The organism is Treponema sp. R8-4-B8, assembly GCF_054786175.1.
In genome coordinates this window covers 1-20,000 of sequence record NZ_BDHE01000008.1, presented here as the reverse complement: position 1 = coordinate 20,000, position 20,000 = coordinate 1, and the positions used below count along the sequence as shown (strand labels likewise).

Genomic DNA, 20,000 nt, shown 5'->3' with positions numbered 1-20,000 from the left:
CCGCAAACCGCATAGGAGCTTATCAAAACAGCGGCAAAACAGGCCAGTGATCCTTCCACGCTTTTTCCGGAAAGGAAAGCAGGCCGCCATTTTCCAAAGAATTTCCCCACCAAACTGGCTAAACCGTCCCCAAAGGCAAGGGCATAAATCGCTATTGCCGCCGCGTTTGACGGATACAGAAGCAACGCGAGAAGAGCGCCAAGCCCCAAAGTAACAGGCCCCATTACAAAGTTGCCAATATCACGCTGCCTGGAAGCCATGCTTGTAATAGAAGAAATAATCGGGATTTTTACGCCGGAAAGACGTAAATATTCCATCAATGTATAGCCCAAAGTTCCAATTATCAAAATAGCCGCAGTCGCCATTTTGTTTATGGAAGCCAAACTTGGCGTGAGGGCGATTAGAAAATGGATAGTTTTTCTGACGATTTCGGTTTTTAACTCGCCAACATCTCTGCCGATATTAACATTAGTTGCCCTGCTGGAGAAATTTGACTGTATTACAGATTCTGTTCTATCCATGCTATTTACCTAGCAAAAACCATGCCAAGTTCTAGAAATAAATATCGATATTATGTAAATCCTTATGTTGTATAGAATTACATAAATAGTAAAAGTGTCAATTCGGTTTGCCTTTGTAAAAAATGCCAAATAATGTATATAATATTATACATATTGAATAATAATTTACTATCAATTGGAATCTTAATACAAAGGCAAAATAATTTCATAGATTATTTTGTACAGTTAGGTAGTTTACGCAGAAAAAAATTAGGAAAATATTTTCCAGCGTATATAAAAATTGTATTTTATCTTATTTTGCTTGACAAAAAATACATCACAGAGTATTATCTTAAAATATTGATGTTTTTTGTATAAATAATAAAAATGAATAATAAATGGTCATTTTTTTTATTCGTCTGACGCGACGTATCTGATACCGCTTTTATGTAGCGTCCACAATTATTAATACGCTATAGGTAGCGTAGGGAAAAGTAAAACGCCCTATAAACTGTCCGTTGGACTTTATGGGTTTATATATGCCGGCGGGTTATTAACGCAGATATTTTGTAAGGAGTTTTATATGAAAAAAAACGGTTCAAAGATCAATACAGAAACTAAAGAAGTAAAAAAAACAACTGAAATTGTTACTGGTAAAAAACTCTGCTTGAGTTTACTGTTCATTTTCCTGCTGTTCTTACCCTTTTCAACAGCGGCGGCTCAAAACGAAGACGGAGTTTTTTCTCTTGCCGCGTTTTTACAGAAAGGACAAAATGTGTCCAATTTGTACCTGTTTTCTGAAAAAGATCCTGCCACCTACGCTGTTTTTTACGCGCCAAAAAGTACTGAAGTGTATTTTGTAAGAGAAGAAGACATTTTTTCATCAAGTAAATTGGTATGCAAATTTGGTCCAGGCATTAAACTGAGCGGGACGCCCGCTTTCGCTTTACTGCTCAATATAACTACCGGAAATGATATGCTGACTGAAGAAAACCTTGAATCAATTGGCATTTTAGCGTGGGCAAATTTAACAAGAACAGGCAATGCCGACATACCATATGTGCTGACAGGCGCTTTTATCCCAAAAGACGCGAAGTCAAAACAAATTTTTCAATTACTGGTACTAGGAAAACTTAAAGAGGTCCAATAAGGAGAACTAAAATGAAAAAAAACGGTTTAAAGATCAATACAGAAACTAAAAAAGTAAAAAAGACAAAGAAAATTGTTATTGGTAAAAAACTCTGCTTAAGTTTACTGTTCATTTTCCTGTTGTTCTTGCCTTTGTCAACAGCGGCGGCTCAAAAAGCATATATCAGCAGCGATGAAATACAATATTATACCTGTATAGTAAACAAGTATCTTAATCCCAATATGGAACGCTTTTTAGTATCACTCCAAAATGAATTGATGAGAGAGAACAATGAAGATATGGATAATATTTCCAAAAATCTTGAATCAGTCCGCCGAGGTGGTTCTGGCTCAGGTTTTGTATACGTCGATAAAAAAGGAAACAACTATATAATAACCAATTACCATGTAATTGTAGGCGCTTACCGTCTTTCCGCGACATTTGAAAACAAAGAGGGTAAGAGAACCACCTATACTAATTTGACGGTGTTAAATGTGGATGAATATGGGGATTTGGCTATTCTCGCGTTTCCAAACGGTCAAAAGCCTTTCAAACAAGGATTAACACTCAATACCACTCCATTAAAAGACGCTACCGACGTATTTGCCGCGGGATACGGCGGTATGTTTAACGAACCAAAATGGGGATTAGCCAAAGGCTCAATAATCAACGCCCATATAAGGCCGCCGGGCATGGAAGACTGGTATATTCAACATGGCGCCGCCATTAATCCGGGTAATTCAGGCGGCCCTCTAATTGTTGATATTACTAAAAAGGGACGTTTTACAGTAGCGGGTATTAATACTTTTTATATCTCAGACAGACAAGGTTCAAATTTTGCCATTCCCAGTGAAAAGGTTACAACTTTTATAAATAATAGCCTTGTACAAATCAATCAAGAAACTGCCTTGAAAAAACGTATAGATGACTTTATAGCCCTGCTAGTAAAATCCAATTCCGACTATGTTTATGAGAAACTTTCGTCATTTTTATCAAGCTCCATGATTTCCAGAGACCCTGCTGGAGCTCTACAAACACTTCTCAATAGCGGCGCGGAAGAAGAAATAGTAAATAAAATATCCGGCAAAGTGATAAATGACCCGGTTATATGCATTGGTTGGGCAGTCGCGTTTAATCAAATTGAAATTTATACCTATAAAAAAAATAAAAATGTAAAGCCGGAATTGTTATCAATAGAAAGTAATAATTTTGGAGGTTATACAGCCAGATTTCTTATAAGCGGTTATCCGTATAAATCCGATTGGGTCATTGAGTACGGATCATGGAAAATGGACGATTTTGCCGAAGATAGCGGAGAATACAATGACTATCCTTTATTTGCTACCCCTCTCCCATTGGGGAAAAATGTAATATATTCTTTCAGTTCCGCTCTTGATTATGACTGGTACGTACTGGATTTGCCTAAATCAGGAAAATTGACGGTATGGACGGATGGGACCACTAGCACCCAGCTCATCCTTTATTATGATCCCACTACAAAGGAGTCACGAGATCGGACTATTGTAGGTTCCGGTAGAAGTATTGCAAGAAGCGTAAATGTCCTATTTCAGGATAATGTCAAAGCCGGAAAAATTTATATAATAGTCAGGCCGGGTAATAACAACAAGGGTGAATATACCCTCTGTACCAAGTTGGAATAATTATTAACGCAGAGCGTCTATTATTGAAATTCCATAGCGCCGTCAAGAAATTGGCGGCGCTATTTTTTTGTAACAGTTAATTTTTTCCATCAGTAAAATTATTTAAAATTGTAGTGGTAACTAAAACCGTTTATTGCTAATATATATCCATGAAGACAACAACAGGACATTGGGCTGACGAAGCCGCGGCGAAGATTATTTTTGAGAAGGGCGAAAAAGATATCTACACTTGCGCCTCGGGGATTACTCCCTCCGGCACGGTGCATATCGGGAATTTCAGGGAAATTATATCTGTCGATTTGGTGGCGCGGGCTTTGCGCGATTTGGGGAAAAAAGTGCGTTTTATTTACTCATGGGACGATTACGACGTATTCCGTAAAGTGCCGAAAAATATGCCCAAGCAGCAGGAACTTGAAAACTGCCTGCGCTCCCCTATCACTATGGTTCCAGATCCGTGGGAGAGGGATTCAAGTTACGCGCGTCATCATGAAGTTGACGTTGAAAGCATCCTGCCAAAAGTGGGAATTTTTCCCGAGTACATTTATCAGGCGGAACGCTACCGCTCCTCGCGTTACGCGCAAGGCATACGAAAAGCGCTTGAGAAGCGGGAAATACTTAAAGAAATTTTAGACAAATTCCGCGATGAGGATCACAAGATTCAAGGCGAATGGTGGCCTGTCAGCGTTTTTTGCGAAAAATGCGATAAGGACGAAACTGAGATTGAAAGTTGGGATGGCGATTGGGGATTGAGTTACCATTGTAACAAGTGCGGCAATAAAGAGACATTGGACATACGCAGCGCAAAGGGCGTCAAGCTGTCGTGGCGAATTGACTGGCCGATGCGCTGGGAATACGAAAAAGTTGATTTTGAACCCGCCGGCAAGGATCATCACAGTCATGGGGGAAGTTTTGACACGGCGCGCCATGTTTGCAAGGACGTGTATGGCTGGGACGCGCCTGTCACTTTCCGCTACGATTTTATCGGCACAAAGGGGCTTCCGGGAAAGATGTCGTCGTCGTCGGGTAACGTAATCACTCTTGACGACGTGCTTAACGTGTACACGCCGGAAGTGGCGCGTTATCTGTTTGCGGGAACAAGGCCGAATACTGAATTTACAATTTCATTTGATCTTGACGTGATAAAAATTTACGAGGACTACGACAAGACCGAGCGTATCGCGTGGAAAACAGACCCGGCTAAAGATGAAGCTGCATATCAGAAAGAGCGTCGAATTTATGAGTTTTCGCAGGTCAGCGCGGACGGAAAAACAAAGTTGTTGGAAGACATGGTAAAGCCGTATCAAGTTCCGTTCCGCCACTTATGCAATTTGATTCAGATAGCGGACGGCGACATTGAAAAAACACTTTCGGAAATTGCGGCTAACGACGGCAATTTAAAGAAAGAGCAGCTTCCCGCCCTAAAAACGCGAGCTGAACGGGCAAAGTACTGGATAGACAACTGCGCCCCGGAAGATTTCCGTTTCCGTTTACAGCAGGAAGGAAGCGCGGTAAATCCTTCTTTCTCGGAGATTGAAAAAAACGCAGTCCGCATCCTTCGCGACGACGTTATCTGCAACATAGAAACATTCACAGACGATAAAACCTGCTCAACGGCAATTTACGCGGTTGCTGAAAAAGCCGGGATTGACGGCAAAGCTCTTTTCACCGCCGCCTATAAGGCGTTAATTGGCAAAGATCAGGGACCGAGGCTTGCGAGTTTTTTAAGAGCGATAGACAAGACGCGTCTGCTTGGAATACTGAAAAATTATTAATTGGGAAGAGTTTACGAAGAGGGTGAGCAGTTAGCAGTGAGAAGTGAGAAGTGAGAAGTGAATAGTGAGAAGTGAATAGTGAGCGTTGTTCGCAATCGTTACGTAGAACAACACGCTATGCTTGCTAACAATGCTCTGCTCACTCTTTGCTCTTTTGTTCTGCACTGCTCATTGCTCACTGCTCATTGCTCACTGCTCACTGCTCACTGCTCATTGCTCACTGCTCACTGCTCATTGCTCACTGCTCACTGCTCCCCCTTCTCTTTGTACATAATCGGCGGCTGGCCGGGATAATGCCGCCATTTGATAACTTCTTCTACTGAGGGCACTTTGTAAACTTTTATGTTGTTTTTTAACAAATCGGCTTCGGCTTCTTTGGGGATGCCGTCATCTGTGAAAACTCCGGTTACTTTATCAAGAGTAATCAGGTTGTACGCCCCGCGACGGTTAAATTTCGCGGCTTCAGTAAGCACATAAATTTTCTTAGGGCGCTCGGCAAGTTTTTGCGCCGTTTCAACGCGAAGATGATCCCTTCCCGTGAATCCCTGTCCTGAAATAAAACCATCGGCGCCTAAAAAAAATTTGTTTATGAAAAAAGTTTCGCAACTGTTTGTTGTCAACGTTCCAACCAAAACCTGCGATTCCGGTTGAAAATATCCGCCAAGAAGGATTAATTTAATATTTTGCATTTTACAAACATAGTTGGCAATAAAAATCGAATTTGTAACGATTGTAATGTTTTTTCTGGCAAGGGCAAGCTCTTCGGCAAATAACGCGCAACAGGAGCCCGACTCAAGTAAAATTGTCTCTCCTTCATCAACTATTTCAACAGCGGCCTTGGCGATTCTTCGCTTAATTGAATGGTTAAACGCCATCCGTTTGCTGGTGTCATCAGCGCCTTCCAGACTGGCATAACCGTGGGTTTTGCGAATAATGCCGCGTTTTTCAAGATTATCTAAATCTTTTCGCAGCGTTACATTTGAAACGTCAAGCAATTCGGCAAGCAGGGAAATTTTTACAGTTTTTTTAGCTGCTAAAAAATCAAGTATCCTAACAGTCCTGTCCATTATTATCCCTTTTTATAATTTCTAAAAAATAAAATTTTTAGAGATTGCCATAATTATAATTCCAAAGATTTGCTTTCAATTCTTTCATGAATATATTTGGAAAATTCTTCGATCTCCATAGCCGCAAGCTGTTTTCCGTCGCGTAAACGGATCGATACCGTGCCTTCGTCCATTTCGCGCTGTCCTACGACAAGCATATAGGGAATTTTTCGCGTTTGGCAACTGCGGATTTTAGCGTTCATGCGCTCGTCGCCTAACTCCGCCGTTATGCGCAAATCGCGCGATTTTAGGGAAGCGGCCGTTATTTTCGCGTAATCGTTAAACACTTCCGATACGGGAATTACCGCCGCCTGCTCAGGCGCGATCCAAACGGGGAAAGCGCCGCCAAAGTGCTCTATAAGCACGCCGAAAAATCTTTCTATGCTGCCAAATAGGGCGCGGTGTATCATGTACGGGCGTTTGTACTGGCCGTCAGTATCAACAAAAGTCATGTTAAAGCGTTCAGGTTCGTTAAAATCAAATTGAATAGTGGACATCTGCCATTCGCGGCCAAGAGCGTCTTTAATTTTTATGTCGATCTTAGGGCCGTAAAACGCGCCGCCGCCTTCGTCAATCTCGTAGGGCAGGCCTTCTGCGTTTATCGCGTTACGCAAACTTTCCAAAGCCGCATCCCATTTGTCCTGTTCGCCGACTGATTCCGCGGGCTTGGTCGCAAGGTACGCCTTAATTTCCTTAAAGCCAAAAACATTCCAAATCATCAAGCTGAAACGCAGAACTTCGCGTATCTCGCTTTCCATTTGCTGCGGCGTACAGATGATATGCGCGTCGTCCTGGGTAAAGCCCCGCACGCGAAGAAGCCCGTGCAAAACGCCTGAGCGTTCATAACGGTAGACTGTTCCAAGCTCAGCCCAGCGCAGGGGCAAGTCGCGGTAGGAATGTCCCTTATTATTATAAATTAAAATGTGGAACGGGCAGTTCATCGGTTTTATAAAATAATCCTGTTTGTCAATTTTCATTGGGCTGTACATATTTTCCTTGTAAAAACCAAGATGCCCAGACGTTTCCCAGAGCCAGCTTTTTCCGATGTGCGGCGTGTAGAGTATCTCGTAACCGTTACGGTAATGTTCCTGCCGCCAAAAATCCTCAAGAGCGACTCTCATCCTGCCGCCGTGCGGATGCCAATAGATAAGGCCTGCGCCGGCTTCTTCGTGAATAGAAAAAAGATCCATCTCTTTTCCCAAGCGGCGGTGATCCCTCTTTTCAATTTCTTCAAGAAACGCAAGATGCGCCTTTAAATCTTTGGGGTTTTCCCACGCGGTTCCGTAAATGCGGGTAAGCGTGGTTCGATTTTCATCGCCGCGCCAATAAGCGCCAGCGATGCTTTGCAATTTGAAAGCCGCGGAATTTATCTCTCTTGTATTGGCGACATGGGGGCCACGGCAAAGATCGCTCCATTGGACTTTGCCATCCGCGTCGCGATTTTCGTAAATCGAAATATCTTCGCCTTCCGGCAATTCATTAATTATTTCTGTTTTAAATTCTTCGGCGGCAAAACGCTCAAGCGCGTCTTTGCGGCTTACGGTAACCTTAACAAAATCCTGACGGCTGTCAATGATTTTTTTCATCTCCGCTTCGACGGCGGAAAGATCATCGACTGTTATTTGCCGAGGCAGGAGAAAATCGTAATAAAAGCCGTTCTCTATCGCGGGCCCGATGGCGGTTTTTGTTCCGGGAAAAAGTTTTATCACGGCCTGAGCCATGATGTGGCTTACGGAGTGGCGGATTGTCGCTAATTTTTGGTTAATTTCTGGTTTATCTGACATTATTTTAGAATAGCACTTTTAATTGATTACGTCTATATTGATAGATCTTACAAATTTGCTTATATTGATAATATTGACTTTGGAGGTAAATATGGCATTATCGGCATTAAATGTTTTATCGGGTATTGCGGCGGCTGCGGCCGGATTGGCGGGAGAAAAAGTATCTAAAGACGGAGCTGTCCCAGGACTGGATTTGGCGGCGATTATTCCGGCTCTGTTGGGCAAGTCAGGCGGGATTGCGGGAATTGCGGGAGGCGCACTTGCCGCCGTGGCAAAAACAGGGTTGCTTAACAATTCCAAATTGGGTAATTTAGCCGAGCTTGCCGGTTCTTTGTTTTCTTTTGGAAAAGCTGATACAACACAAAAGACCACAGGCGGCATCGCGGGTCTAGCGTCGGCGATTATCGGCAATTCAGGCGGGGGCGCTCTTGCTTCAATTGCTACTATGGCTTCAGGGCTAGCGAAATCCGCCAAGAACGAAAAAGAAGTAACCGGCATGGCTTCCGAATTAGGCAAAACCCTGAGCAGTTCATTCGGGGTTTCATTTGACGGTGGCGGAACAGCCATTAAAGCCCTTGATAAAGTTATGGGAAACGACACCAAAGGCGATCTTTTTAAGGCGATTCTGAAGGGTCTTGTTTAAACTTCGTTAAGATTTCACACACGTTAATTAAACGCACGGTATAACCGTGTGGATGAATAATGCCGCACAACGTAGCACCAATAAACGCCGCTGTTTACAATAAAAGCAAGGCTGACTTTAGGCAGCCGTCAGTGCGCAGATCACAAAGGAACAAAGAACACAAAGGAAGAGGGAAGAAAGGGTTTTTGTCTGAAGGCTATACGTGAACTTCACGATAAGATAGCGGACAAAAACCCCTGATTCTTCTTTGTGATCTTCTAAACTTTGTGTTCTTTGTGAGAAATCCACCGATTAACCCGCGTCTTCAATTAAATTCTTCATTATATATTCGCGTCTTTCTGGCGTATTTTTGCCCATGTAGAAATCCAGTACTTGAGGAACCTGTTTTAAGGTGTTTACGGAAACAGGCACTATCCGCATATCCGCTCCTATAAACTGCCCGAACTCTTTGGGGCTTATTTCTCCCAAGCCTTTAAAACGGGTTATTTCACATTGGGAACCCATGGCGGTCGCAGCTTCGTCGCGTTCTTTTTCCGTGTAACAGTAGCGGGTTTCTTTCTTGGTGCGGACGCGGAAGAGTGGAGTTTCAAGAATGTAGACATGGCCTGCGGTTATCAGTTCTTCAAAATAAGAGAGGAAAAATGTTAAAAGAAGATTGCGGATGTGAAAACCGTCAAAGTCAGCGTCGGTGGCGATTACGATTTTCGCGTAACGCAGGCCTTCGATGTCGTTATCGATGCCTAAAGCCATCATCATGTTAAAAAGCTCTTCGTTTTTGTAAATTGCCGCGCGTTTTTTGCCGTACACGTTTTCCACTTTGCCGCGCAGGGCAAAAATCGCCTGAGTCATAACATCGCGGCTTGAGACAATCGAACCCGCAGCCGAATCGCCCTCTGTGATAAAAATTGTCGATTCTTCCCCGTCCTTGCCGTCGTCAAGGTGGTATTTGCAGTCTTTTAACTTTGGGATTTTAAGGGCGATTTTTTTCGCCGCCTCCCGCGCTTCTTTTTTGACGGCATTTAATTCCGTGCGCAGGGACTCGTTAGCCGCTATTTTATGCTCCAATTTTTTGCTTGCTTCGGGGTTTTTATGCAGCCAGTCTTCAACGGCGTTGCGCGTTTCCTGCACAACCCATGCGCGAATGTCTGAGTTGCCAAGTTTGTTTTTTGTCTGGCTTTCAAATACGGGATTTTTTAATTTAATGGCGATTGCCGCTGTTGTTCCTTCGCGCACGTCTTCTGAGCGGTAATCTTTTTTATAAAAAGTTTGAATCCCTTTTAAGAAGCCTTCTTTAAAAGCTGACAGATGGGTTCCGCCGTCAGAGGTGTACTGCCCGTTTACAAACGAAAAATATTCCTCGCCGTAGTTGTTGGTGTGGGTAAAGGCCAATTCCAACTGCCCGTTAGCTGAATGTTTACCGCGATAGTAACCGAGTGAGTACAGCCCGTCGCTGCCCGTTTCTTCCTGCAATAAGTCGTATAATCCCTTATTTGAAATAAATTTTTTGCCGTTAAAAGCGAGAGTTAGCCCAGCGTTAAGGTAGGCGTAATTCTGCACACGCTTTTCTATAAATTCAGGATTAAAAACATAATCTTTAAATATTTCAGGGTCGGGAATAAATTCCACCATTGTTCCGTCTTTTAGCGGGTCTTTTAATTTTCCCTTGCGTTCGCTTTTAAGTTTCCCTCTTTCAAAAATCGCCTCGGCAAATTCACCGCTCCTTATAGCGACTACCCTAAAATGAGCCGAGAGCGCGTTTACCGCTTTTGTTCCCACTCCGTTAAGGCCGACGGAAAACTGAAACACGTCGTCATTGTACTTAGCTCCGGTATTTATTACCGACACGCACTCAACCAGTTTTCCAAGAGGGATGCCACGCCCATAATCGCGTACTTTAACAAGAGCCTTGCCGGGCTTGTCAATATCTTTAACAACCGTCTCGATAAGTTTTCCGTTACCCATAATAAACTCATCGATGCCGTTGTCGATTACTTCTTTTAACAAAACATAAATGCCGTCGTCGGGGTTTGAACCGTCACCAAGACGGCCTATGTACATTCCCGTCCTAAGCCTGATATGTTCAAGCGAAGAAAGGGTTTTAATTTTTGATTCGTCATAAACCGGAGCTTTTGAAGATACGGAGGCGGGCGAAGTTTTTTTTACCGCGGGTTTGGGCGGAGATTTTTCAACTGCTGTTTTTGTTTTTGTTTTTACGCTTGCTTTTTTATTTGTTTTTTTAACTTGTTTTTTTGCCGGCATATCCCCTCCTTATTTATAAATATTATAGTTGTTTTTCCAATTCACGAATATTATTTTCGCTTTCGCGGACGCTGTTTTCCAGATCGTCTATGCTCTTTTCCAAATCGGAAATTTTGTTTTTCTTTTCTTCTATTGATCTTTTGTATTTTTCAATTTTTGATTTCTCATCGTCAATCGCAAGGGACGCCCTCAGTTTGGCAATGGCGTTTTCATTATCAATAATAGATTGTTTCAGCCTTGTCGCCCTGCCGATAATTTCCCCGTCTTCGGCTGTGACAATGGTGTCTATAAAATACTTACGGTCGGGGGTAATGTCCTCATCTATTCCAGCCGCCTGACTGCCGAACCTTTTGTACAAAACGCTTAATGCTTCTTTAACTTCGCCTATATGGTTTTTAACAAATTGAATTTGTTTTTGCGGGTTGCCGTCAATGCCGAAGGATGCGGAAATAATGCGCCTTTCGTCTTTCAACGCTGAAATTTCATCGGCGGCGGTTTTTGAAATGCCGCGCAAATTATCAATTTCCAAGCGTATAAAGGCTACGTCGCTTTCTTCATGTACAACGTCGCGGTTACTGTAGCGCTCTCCGATGTTCAAATAAAGCTGTTCCTGGCTTTCTTTAGCTTTGGACAGGAAAGATTTTAACACAAGCCCTTGGGCGCTCTTGCCTATCCATGAAAAAACATTGCCGCCTTCTTTGTTGTCAAGTTCGTTAATGCGGGTTTCAAGCGATTCCAACTTGGCTTTTAAAGCGTCCGCCTGTTCTCTAAAAAGGGACGTATAATCGTTATAAGAGCCGTCTTCAAGAAGAGCCTTGCCAAGTTTGCGGTAAAAGGCCGCCATTTCCTTTGCCCGTTCTTTTTCGGCGTTTTCCGCAGTTTCGATTGCGTCTTCAAGTTCTTTATAACGGCGGTTTTTCTCTTCTATTTTACTTATCGCGGCGTTTGATTCGGCTATATCCTGCAAATAGACATTGTACTGAATTATATCGTCAAAGCCCGCGTTCATTTCCTTTATACGGGAATAAAGGTTTTCCCCGAAATTTTCCAAAAGGGTATCCAGTGAAAACCGGCTTTCCAGATTATTTCTAAGAAGATCATCTATTCGTTTTTTTCTGTCATCTGTCATAGTTAAATAATACGTTTTTTTTAAAGAATATGGAATAGGGAATAATAGAAGATAACCGTACACTATCTTGATTAATACGAGTATTTTATAGTATAAATAGCACATGGAAAGTAAATTTCCTAGAAAATAAATTTCCTAGGAAATAATTTCCAAAACAGGAGTAATATATGGATTTAAACAAATTAAAACACGCCGGATTAAAAAAATGGATTGAAGAAGCGGCGGCGCTTATGACGCCGGATTCAGTGGTAATCTGCGACGGCAGTAAGGCTGAGTATGACAGCCTCATCAAAATAACGGTAGACGCGGGTATCGGCATACCGTTGAATCCCCAAAAAAGACCGGGCAGTTACTGGTTCCATTCCGATCCTTCGGATGTGGCAAGGGCGGAAAGCCGCACCTTTATCGCCAGCAAAAGCAAGGACGACGCAGGTCCTACCAATAACTGGGCAGACCCCGCCAAATTAAAAGATGAAATGAAAGCTCTGTACAAGGGCTGTATGAAGGGCCGTACAATGTACGTTATACCGTTCTCGATGGGGCCGGTCGGTTCCAATATAGCGAAAATCGGCGTTGAAATTACAGACAGCCCTTATGTCGTGTTTAATATGCACATAATGACAAGAGTTGGAAAAAAAGTATTGGCAGTGCTTGGAAAAGACGGATTTTTCGTACCCTGTCTCCATTCAATAGCCAAACCGCTGAAACCCGGCGAAAAAGATTCAAGCTGGCCGTGCGAGCCTGATGTCAACAAAAAATACATCAGCCATTTCCCCGACACTTACGAAATCTGGTCCTACGGCTCGGGTTACGGCGGAAACGCCCTCCTCGGCAAAAAGTGCCTCGCTCTCCGTATCGCCTCAGTTCTCGCAAGAGACGAAGGCTGGCTCGCAGAGCACATGCTCATCCTTAAACTTACCAACCCCAAGGGAAAAGTTAAGTACGTTACAGGCGCTCTTCCGTCCGCTTGCGGAAAGACAAACCTCGCCATGCTGATCCCAACCCTTCCCGGCTGGAAAGTGGAAACAATCGGCGATGACATCGCATGGATGAAATTCGGCAAAGACGGCAGGCTTTACGCGATTAACCCCGAAGCCGGATTCTTCGGAGTAGCGCCCGGAACAAGTAACCAGTCAAACAAGAGCGCAATGGATTCAATCAGGAAGAATACGATATTTACAAATACAGGCCTTACCGAAGACGGCGACATTTGGTGGGAGCAGATCGGTTATCCGCCAAACGGCGAAAAAATCACAAACTGGAAAGGTGAAAAAGTGCCGTCTCCAAAAACCGACAAATCCGCCAAGGGCGAAGAAATCGCTCATCCTAACGCGCGTTTTACAGTCCCCGCGTCCCAATGCCCCGTAATAGCGAAAGAATGGCAAGACCCAAAAGGCGTGCCAATCAGCGCGTTCTTATTCGGCGGCAGAAGAGCGTCAACAATCCCATTGGTAAACCAGAGCAAAGACTGGATTCACGGCGTTTTCATGGGATCGATAACCGGCTCTGAAATCACGGCAGCCGCTCTTGATCTGAAAGCGGGCGATGTCCGCAGAGACCCATTCGCCATGCTACCCTTCTGCGGTTACCACATGGGCGATTATTTCTCCCACTGGCTAAAACTAGGCAAAAAAGCAAAAGACGAAGGCAACGGAGACAAACTGCCAAAAATCTTCTTTGTAAACTGGTTCCGCAAAGACAAAGAGGGCAAATTCATGTGGCCTGGTTACGGCGAGAACAGCCGAGTCCTAGCGTGGATTTTTGACCGTTGCGACGGCAAAGACAACTTCATTGAAACTCCAATCGGCAACCTGCCCAAACCGGGAAGCATTGAGCCGCCACCAGGCGTAAGCCCCGAAGCGATGGCGGAGCTTATCAAAATTGACGTTGAAGGATGGAAGAAAGAAATCTCCGACGTTAGAGGAAATCACTATGCCAAGTTTGGCGATAAACTTCCTAAAGAACTACTGACGCAACTTGACATTATGGAAAAAGGGCTGAACAGCTAAGGAACAGTGAGCAGTTAGTAGTGAGCAGTGAGCAGTGAATAGAGTTGTTGTTCGTTATCTGCGCGTGAAATAACATGCTACGTTTGCGAACAACAAATCCGCTATCCACTGCTCACTGCTCATTGCTCACTGCTCACTCCCTACTTGCCATTTATGAATAAGATACTAAAAGAAAAAATCATGGAAGCGTTTTTTTCGGTGCTTCCAATTACGATTATCGTACTCATGGTCAGCGTTTTTTTAACTTCGCTGCCGTCGGGGACTATTCTGATGTTCCTTGCCGGGGCCGCCATGCTGATAGTCGGGATGGGTTTTTTTACATTGGGCGCGGATATGGCGATGATGGAAATGGGAGAAGGTATCGGCGTCCACCTTACGAAAAGTTCAAAACTTTTTATAATAATTATAATAACATTTATCATCGGACTGATTATTACAATCGCCGAACCTGATCTGCAGGTGCTTGCGAGGGAAGTCCCTTCCATTCCAAGCATAAGCCTGATAATGACGGTTTCCGTTGGGGTGGGCATTTTCCTTGTAATCGCGGTATTACGCTCTCTTTTAAAAATACGGCTCTCAGTACTGTTAGTCTTTTTTTACCTTATTACTTTCGCTGTGGCGTATTTTACACCGATAACCTTTGTTCCGGTCGCGTTTGATTCAGGCGGTGTGACGACAGGGCCGATTACAGTCCCTTTTATCCTGGCAATGGGAGCCGGTATAGCGTCCATCCGCAGCGATAAAGATTCTATGGATGACAGTTTTGGTTTAGTGGCGTTATGCAGCGTGGGGCCGATTCTCGCGGTGCTTTTACTTGGAATGTTTTACAAACCCGAAGCCGTAGAAATGGAAAAATATATTCTTCAGGAGGCGCAAACTTCGCGTGATGTCGCCGGGTATTTTGCCCATGAATTGCCAAACTTTTTTAAAGACGTGGCTTTCGCGTTAGGAGCCATAGTCCTCTTTTTCGCCGTATTCCAGTTATTTACGCGCAGATACCACCGCCGCCAGCTTGGCCGTATTATAGTAGGTTTTGTTTATACATTAATAGGGCTTGTAATTTTTTTAACCGGCGTAAACGTCGGCTTTATTCCCGTAGGGGAGCTTTTAGGCTCACAGCTTGCGGCTTCGGAATTTAAATGGGTATTAATTCCGTTGGGAATAGTTATCGGCTACTATATTGTCGCGGCGGAACCCGCGGTACACGTGCTGAACAAACAGGTAGAAGAAATCTCCTCAGGCGCAATTACCGTAAAAATGATGAGCCGAGGGCTTGCGATTGGAATGGCGGCGGCGCTTGCCATTACAATGACAAGAATACTCCTGCATATCCCAATCGCGTGGATTTTAATTCCCGGTTACGCTTTTGCCCTGGGGCTTACATTTTTTGTTCCCCGCATTTTTACAGGCATCGCTTTTGATTCAGGCGGCGTATGCTCCGGGCCAATGAGCACTACTTTTTTACTGCCATTTGCCATAGGCGCGTGCGAAGGCTTAAAGGGAAATATCATGGTAGAAGCTTTTGGCATTGTCGCCGTTATAGCGATGACTCCGCTTATCGTAATTCAGCTAATGGGACTTGTTTATAAAGTAAAGACGGCGGAAGCCGCGGAACTGACCGTTATGCAAACAAAGGCGATTACCCCCGCGGACGGCGCGGTTATTGATTGGGGAAAAATTCATGTTTACGGGGAGAATAATTAAATGGCAAAAAAATCCCTGTTAGAAAAAATCTTTTCAGGTGGAAAGTCAATTGAAAAACCCGCGGAAAAAAAACAGCAGAATGTTCCGATTCTAAAATTGATATTTTTTATCGTTGACTGGCGCAGCGCTAATACCGTATCCGACGTTTGTTCGCGGGAAAACGTGCGTTTTCATTTTACCAGTCTTGGAAAAGGAACGGCATCATCGGAAGTTCTTGATCTTTTGGGTATTGGTTCCGCTGAAAAAGCCGTCGTCATTTGCCTGGAGCAGGAAGTAGGCGTTACATTACTGATGAAGGAAGTACGAAAAAATTTAAAAAATTACGGACCGGGAGCGGGTATCGCGTTTTCCGTTCCTCTTTCCGCGATTAACAATCCTATTTTATTGATTTTTAAACAGAGTATTTTAAAGAATGACAAAATTACCGCTGACGATATAAAAAACGAAGGAGAAAATATGGCTAATAATTATTCCCACGACCTTATCATATCTATTGTTAATCAGGGGTTCAGCGATGAACTGATGAATACCGCGAAAGAGGCGGGCGCCACAGGAGGAACGGTAATACACTCGCGAGGTACGGCGCACAGGGGAGCGGTAAAAGTCTTTGGCGTTTCAGTGCAGGACGAAAAAGAACTGATTTTAATTTTAACGGCGCGTGAAAAGAAGGAAACTATTATGCGCTCTATTTGCGAAGCCCACGGCCTTAACAGCAAAGCTCAGGGAATTATTTTCTCCGTGCCTGTAGATAATGTTATGGGGTTAACCGCCGACTAACTACCGTGAGCCGACTGTCTCCCTGTTAAGTTCGCGGTTTAACATTGATAAAATTAAAATACTATCCACAGGCAGCTTATAGGGAATTGTAAATTCTCCGCCCGTATAATTAACCGTGAAGAGCCGGACTTTTTCACCAGAAGGAAGCTGGGCGTCAAGACGCACCGGCAGAGGATAGGGATTTTGCGGCATTTTAAATTTATATAAATCGAAAATTTCGTTATCTTCAATTTTATCCGGGCGCGTTACCGTAAGCTGGACGGGAGTATTAACGGAAACAACGGAACTTGCGTCTGGAATTTGCGCCGTAATAATCTCGCCCTTTTCGCTTTCATCTCTCTCTTTTATGACAAACTGAAAATTTATTCCTGTCCCGGAAATTATTTCCAACGCCCGTGACAGCGTCAATCCCGTCAGCTGCGGAACGGTAACCGTAAGATTTTCCCTTCCCCTGCTCACGACAAATTCCAAAGATATTGGCCCTGAAATATCGGTTCCCGGCTCCGGTTTTTGCGCGAGAATAACGCCTGGATTTTCAGAGGAAAAATCGTACATTATCGGCTCTTTTATCGAAAGAAGGGGAAGGCCCCCCGCGACAGCCTGAAGAGTCATTAAATCCATTCTTACTTCATCAATATTTCTGCTTAGGAAATTTTCCACCTTGTTTACAATTACCCCCCGGCTGACGACAAGACGGATACGGCGTCCCGCTTTTACAATGGCTCCCGGTTTTGGCTCCTGCTCAAGGATAAATCCCTTATCCCTTGAAGTTTGCGAATAACGGAGCTGCAAACGGGGATACAATTCTTTTACCTGCAATTCAAGAAGGGCTTCCGTTAATTCCTTGCCTGTCACATCGGGAACCATCGTCTGTTCCGCGCCATGGACGGCGTAAAAGAAAACAGAAACGGCTATAATGCCTACAAAAATTATCAATCCAGCGACCGATAAAATAAAAAATCTTAAATGACCAGCCACATAATCTTCTATTGAACTTAAATCAAAACCCATACTCCGCCTCGCCTAAAATCCCAGTTGCGCCTCTGAAAAATCACGGACTCCGTTTAAGAAATCCCGCCAAAAAAGCGCTTTTTTCGCCTGATACTGCAACCGGGTCACAGAAAGAATTCCGTCTCCTGTTTGTATCAGTATACCATCATTTTTATCTATTCCCAATACCTGTCCGCAGTTTTTTACAGGCGCCTGCCCTTTAAAAATGCCGGCTTCCAATATAAATAATTCCCGCCCGTTATGTACAGTCCTGCACAGCGGCCACGGGTCAAAAGCGCGTATTTTCGCTTCAATTTGAGCGGCGCCAAGATTCCAGTCGATAAGTCCGTCGTCTCTGGAAATTAATCCGCAATAACTGGCTTCCCCGTGGTTCTGCGCCGTCCTTGTTACCGTCCCATTCGCGATTTTTATCAATACTTCAGTAAGCATCCGCGCTCCCTTACGCGCCGCCAATTCGCCGAGCGAGCCTGCCGTTTCCCTGCCCGACAGCGGCAATTGCTCCACCGCAAGAATATCCCCTTGATCCATCTGTGGCGCAAGGATTTGCACTGTAATCCCCGTTACGGTATCGCGGTTGAGGATTGCCGCCTGTATCGGAGACGGTCCCCTGTACTTAGGAAGCAGACTTGGGTGGATATTTATCCCGCCACGGGGGAACAGCGCCAAAAATTTCGGGCCAAAAATACGCCCGTAGGCGAAGGAAACGAGAATATCGGGCTTTAATAAGCCAATTTGCTCCCTTACAGCAGCGTCAAGTTTTAAGGGTTTTAGCGTCGGCACATTCAATTTTTGAGCCGCTTCGGCGACATCTGTCGGCTGGGGCGTACTATGCCTGCCCCTGGGACTGTCGGGGTTTGTTAATACGCCCACAAGCTCAATTCCATCCTGCCTGTAAACAGCTTCCAGAGAGGGAACCGCGATAGCGGGGCTGCCAGCGAACAGTACCCTCAATCTTTCGCTCCAGAACGGGAATTTTCATATTTTAGAAGCAGTTTTTCGCGTGTTTTTTCAGGAATATGGTCAATAAAGAGGACTCCGTTAAGATGATCGTATTCATGTTGAACTACCCGCGCCAGTAATCCGCCCGATTCCAGTGTAAAAGGGCGGCCTTTTTCATTCCAAGCCTGTATTTTTATTGATTCTGACCGGATCACATTGGCATAAACCCCCGGAATAGAAAGGCAGCCTTCCTCAAACTTGGCGGTTTCATGGGACGTTTCTATAATTGACGGATTGATAAAAACCCGCTCTTCATCACCCTCGACATGAACGACAAAAATACGCTTCATAAACCCTATTTGAGGGCCGGCAAGCCCTATAGCCTTGTCCTTTTTAAGAATTTCCAGCATTTGTGTAGCGATATCTTCAATTTCTTTATCAATTTTATCGATTTTTGCTGTTTTTTGCCTTAATAATTCATCGCCAAGGGTAATTATTTTCATAAAGATATTGTACAGGAAAAGTAATTTATCTTCAAGAAAAAAAGATTTTATCTTGAATGAACTAAAAAAAACACCAATTGACTATTTTGTTATTTTCTGGTTTAATAAAATTTATGGGAGTCCTTTTAAGTCAAAAAATATCAATGTACTATGAGCGTTTCAAGGACATTGATGTAACCTTTACAAAAGACATGATACAAATTACTGGGCTTTTAACTCAGCAAATACATTTAAAATGCGGCAACGATTTTTGGCCGTGCGTGGTTTATACCGCGTCATTTTCCGGCGCAAAGGTCGTCGCCAATGTAAAAACTTTCAGGAACGGGCAGGAAAATTACTCTGTTCATGATTTGGGCGGGGGAGCTTTGGGTTCTTCTTCCCCAGTGTGGAAATCGGCGCGTACTGATGTCAGCATGTCATTAAGGCGAATTTTAAACCCCATAGGGACGGTCCCTTCGTCAAAACTTATGCCTAAGGCGACCATTTCTTTTTTCCCTTCCACCGCTTCGGCGCGGACAAATTTTCCCTTTATTGTATAAGACACTCTTGGATCGTTAAAATCCAAACGTAACGCGCCTTCTTTTTCAAGAAGAAATCTGGGAACGCCAAGCATTATAACTTTGGAGCCTGAAAAAGAAATATCCCTTAATATGCAACGGCGCGGAACGCTCTCTATAAAAACAACCGTCTCGGTTGACATAATGTTTAGTTTGCGTAAATTTTCAGGGGTTAACGGAATACGGTCTTCTTTGCGTTTTTTGGAATTGACATTGGCGTCCAGAATGCGCCCCATAATTTCAATAAAATCATCGGGAGGCCTGTTGGTAAACTGGATCGTGAACATATTCACATCCTGCGAATTACCGTAGGGCGCGCTTGCGATGACGCGGGCGGCGACAAAGAAGGTTACCGTGTTGGTTTCCCCCTCAGGCTTGAAACAAAGGCGAAGGCTGACAAAGTTATTTGTCGTCTGGAGTTTCGCGAGAAGGCCTGTTTTTACATTGGCGACGACCTTTGCGCCGGAAAATGACGCGGTATAAACCACGCACGGCCAAAAATCGTTGCCGCATTTTA

16 protein-coding genes and 1 pseudogene (1 of these 17 running past the window's edge) are annotated in these 20,000 nt (G+C 44.0%); 8 read left to right on the top strand and 9 right to left on the bottom strand.

What is annotated here, in order from left to right; translation table 11 throughout:
- Positions 1–521 carry the 5' portion of a diacylglycerol/polyprenol kinase family protein gene (locus tag ACYVRA_RS02550; RefSeq protein WP_461251184.1) on the bottom strand. The gene continues 133 nt to the left of window position 1, outside the view, so only the first 521 of its 654 coding nucleotides appear in the window; the start codon lies at positions 519–521; the stop codon falls past the left edge of the window.
- A gap of 562 nt (positions 522–1,083) precedes the next feature.
- On the opposite strand from ACYVRA_RS02550, the gene ACYVRA_RS02545 reads away from it, so the two are divergent.
- The 3 genes from ACYVRA_RS02545 to lysS all read left to right on the top strand — a co-directional run bounded on the left by ACYVRA_RS02545 (position 1,084) and on the right by lysS (position 5,062).
- Positions 1,084–1,650: a hypothetical protein gene (locus tag ACYVRA_RS02545; RefSeq protein WP_461251183.1), complete on the top strand. Its 567-nt coding sequence runs from the start codon at positions 1,084–1,086 to the stop codon at positions 1,648–1,650.
- A gap of 11 nt (positions 1,651–1,661) precedes the next feature.
- A complete protein-coding gene (locus ACYVRA_RS02540; protein WP_461251182.1) occupies positions 1,662–3,290 on the top strand; it encodes a S1C family serine protease in 1,629 nt (542 codons plus the stop codon).
- A 149-nt stretch (positions 3,291–3,439) separates the two neighbouring features.
- Positions 3,440–5,062 carry a lysine--tRNA ligase gene (gene lysS / locus ACYVRA_RS02535; protein ID WP_461251181.1) on the top strand — a complete coding sequence of 541 codons (1,623 nt, stop codon included), beginning with the start codon at positions 3,440–3,442 and terminating at the stop codon, positions 5,060–5,062.
- Between the two features lie 245 nt (positions 5,063–5,307).
- Here the strand turns inward: lysS and ACYVRA_RS02530 are convergent, their stop codons facing one another.
- Positions 5,308–6,129, bottom strand: a complete 822-nt coding sequence (locus ACYVRA_RS02530) for a DeoR/GlpR family DNA-binding transcription regulator (protein WP_461251180.1) — start codon at positions 6,127–6,129, stop codon at positions 5,308–5,310.
- A 53-nt stretch (positions 6,130–6,182) separates the two neighbouring features.
- Complete coding sequence (gene thrS / locus ACYVRA_RS02525) at positions 6,183–7,952, bottom strand: threonine--tRNA ligase (protein ID WP_461251179.1); 1,770 nt, start codon at positions 7,950–7,952, stop codon at positions 6,183–6,185.
- A gap of 91 nt (positions 7,953–8,043) precedes the next feature.
- Between thrS and ACYVRA_RS02520 the strand changes: the two genes are divergently transcribed.
- Positions 8,044–8,595, top strand: a complete 552-nt coding sequence (locus ACYVRA_RS02520) for a hypothetical protein (protein ID WP_461251178.1) — start codon at positions 8,044–8,046, stop codon at positions 8,593–8,595.
- Positions 8,596–8,886: 291 nt separating this feature from the next.
- Here the strand turns inward: ACYVRA_RS02520 and ACYVRA_RS02515 are convergent, their stop codons facing one another.
- Positions 8,887–10,854 (bottom strand): DNA topoisomerase IV subunit B, encoded by a 1,968-nt coding sequence (locus ACYVRA_RS02515; protein WP_461251177.1) that lies wholly within the window; start codon positions 10,852–10,854, stop codon positions 8,887–8,889.
- 22 nt (positions 10,855–10,876) lie between these two features.
- The gene (locus tag ACYVRA_RS02510) at positions 10,877–11,983 is read right to left on the bottom strand and encodes a hypothetical protein (RefSeq protein WP_461251176.1); all 1,107 of its coding nucleotides are present in this window, start codon (positions 11,981–11,983) and stop codon (positions 10,877–10,879) included.
- A gap of 167 nt (positions 11,984–12,150) precedes the next feature.
- On the opposite strand from ACYVRA_RS02510, the gene ACYVRA_RS02505 reads away from it, so the two are divergent.
- The 3 genes from ACYVRA_RS02505 to ACYVRA_RS02495 all read left to right on the top strand — a co-directional run bounded on the left by ACYVRA_RS02505 (position 12,151) and on the right by ACYVRA_RS02495 (position 16,473).
- Entirely contained in the window at positions 12,151–13,992 is a 1,842-nt protein-coding gene (locus tag ACYVRA_RS02505; RefSeq protein ID WP_461251175.1) for a phosphoenolpyruvate carboxykinase (GTP), read from the top strand.
- A gap of 153 nt (positions 13,993–14,145) precedes the next feature.
- Complete coding sequence (locus ACYVRA_RS02500) at positions 14,146–15,696, top strand: DUF1538 domain-containing protein (protein ID WP_461251174.1); 1,551 nt, start codon at positions 14,146–14,148, stop codon at positions 15,694–15,696.
- Positions 15,697–16,473: a P-II family nitrogen regulator gene (locus ACYVRA_RS02495; protein ID WP_461251173.1), complete on the top strand. Its 777-nt coding sequence runs from the start codon at positions 15,697–15,699 to the stop codon at positions 16,471–16,473.
- On the opposite strand, the gene ACYVRA_RS02490 is transcribed toward ACYVRA_RS02495, so the two are convergent.
- Genes ACYVRA_RS02490 through def form a run of 3 tightly spaced genes read right to left on the bottom strand, consistent with a single transcriptional unit; the run spans position 16,474 to position 18,926 of the window.
- Entirely contained in the window at positions 16,474–17,484 is a 1,011-nt protein-coding gene (locus ACYVRA_RS02490) for a PASTA domain-containing protein (RefSeq protein WP_461251172.1), read from the bottom strand. It lies immediately after the preceding gene.
- A gap of 12 nt (positions 17,485–17,496) precedes the next feature.
- The gene (gene fmt / locus ACYVRA_RS02485; protein WP_461251171.1) at positions 17,497–18,435 is read right to left on the bottom strand and encodes a methionyl-tRNA formyltransferase; all 939 of its coding nucleotides are present in this window, start codon (positions 18,433–18,435) and stop codon (positions 17,497–17,499) included.
- A complete protein-coding gene (gene def, locus ACYVRA_RS02480; protein ID WP_461251170.1) occupies positions 18,432–18,926 on the bottom strand; it encodes a peptide deformylase in 495 nt (164 codons plus the stop codon). Before def ends, fmt begins: the two co-directional genes overlap by 4 nt.
- 113 nt (positions 18,927–19,039) lie before the next feature.
- On the opposite strand from def, the pseudogene ACYVRA_RS02475 reads away from it, so the two are divergent.
- Positions 19,040–19,228: pseudogene (locus ACYVRA_RS02475) on the top strand (PilZN3 domain-containing protein); the annotation flags it as partial.
- A 41-nt stretch (positions 19,229–19,269) separates the two neighbouring features.
- Here the strand turns inward: ACYVRA_RS02475 and ACYVRA_RS02470 are convergent.
- Positions 19,270–20,000 (bottom strand): PilZN3 domain-containing protein (locus tag ACYVRA_RS02470; RefSeq protein ID WP_461251169.1); only part of this gene is annotated, 731 nt, incomplete at its 5' end.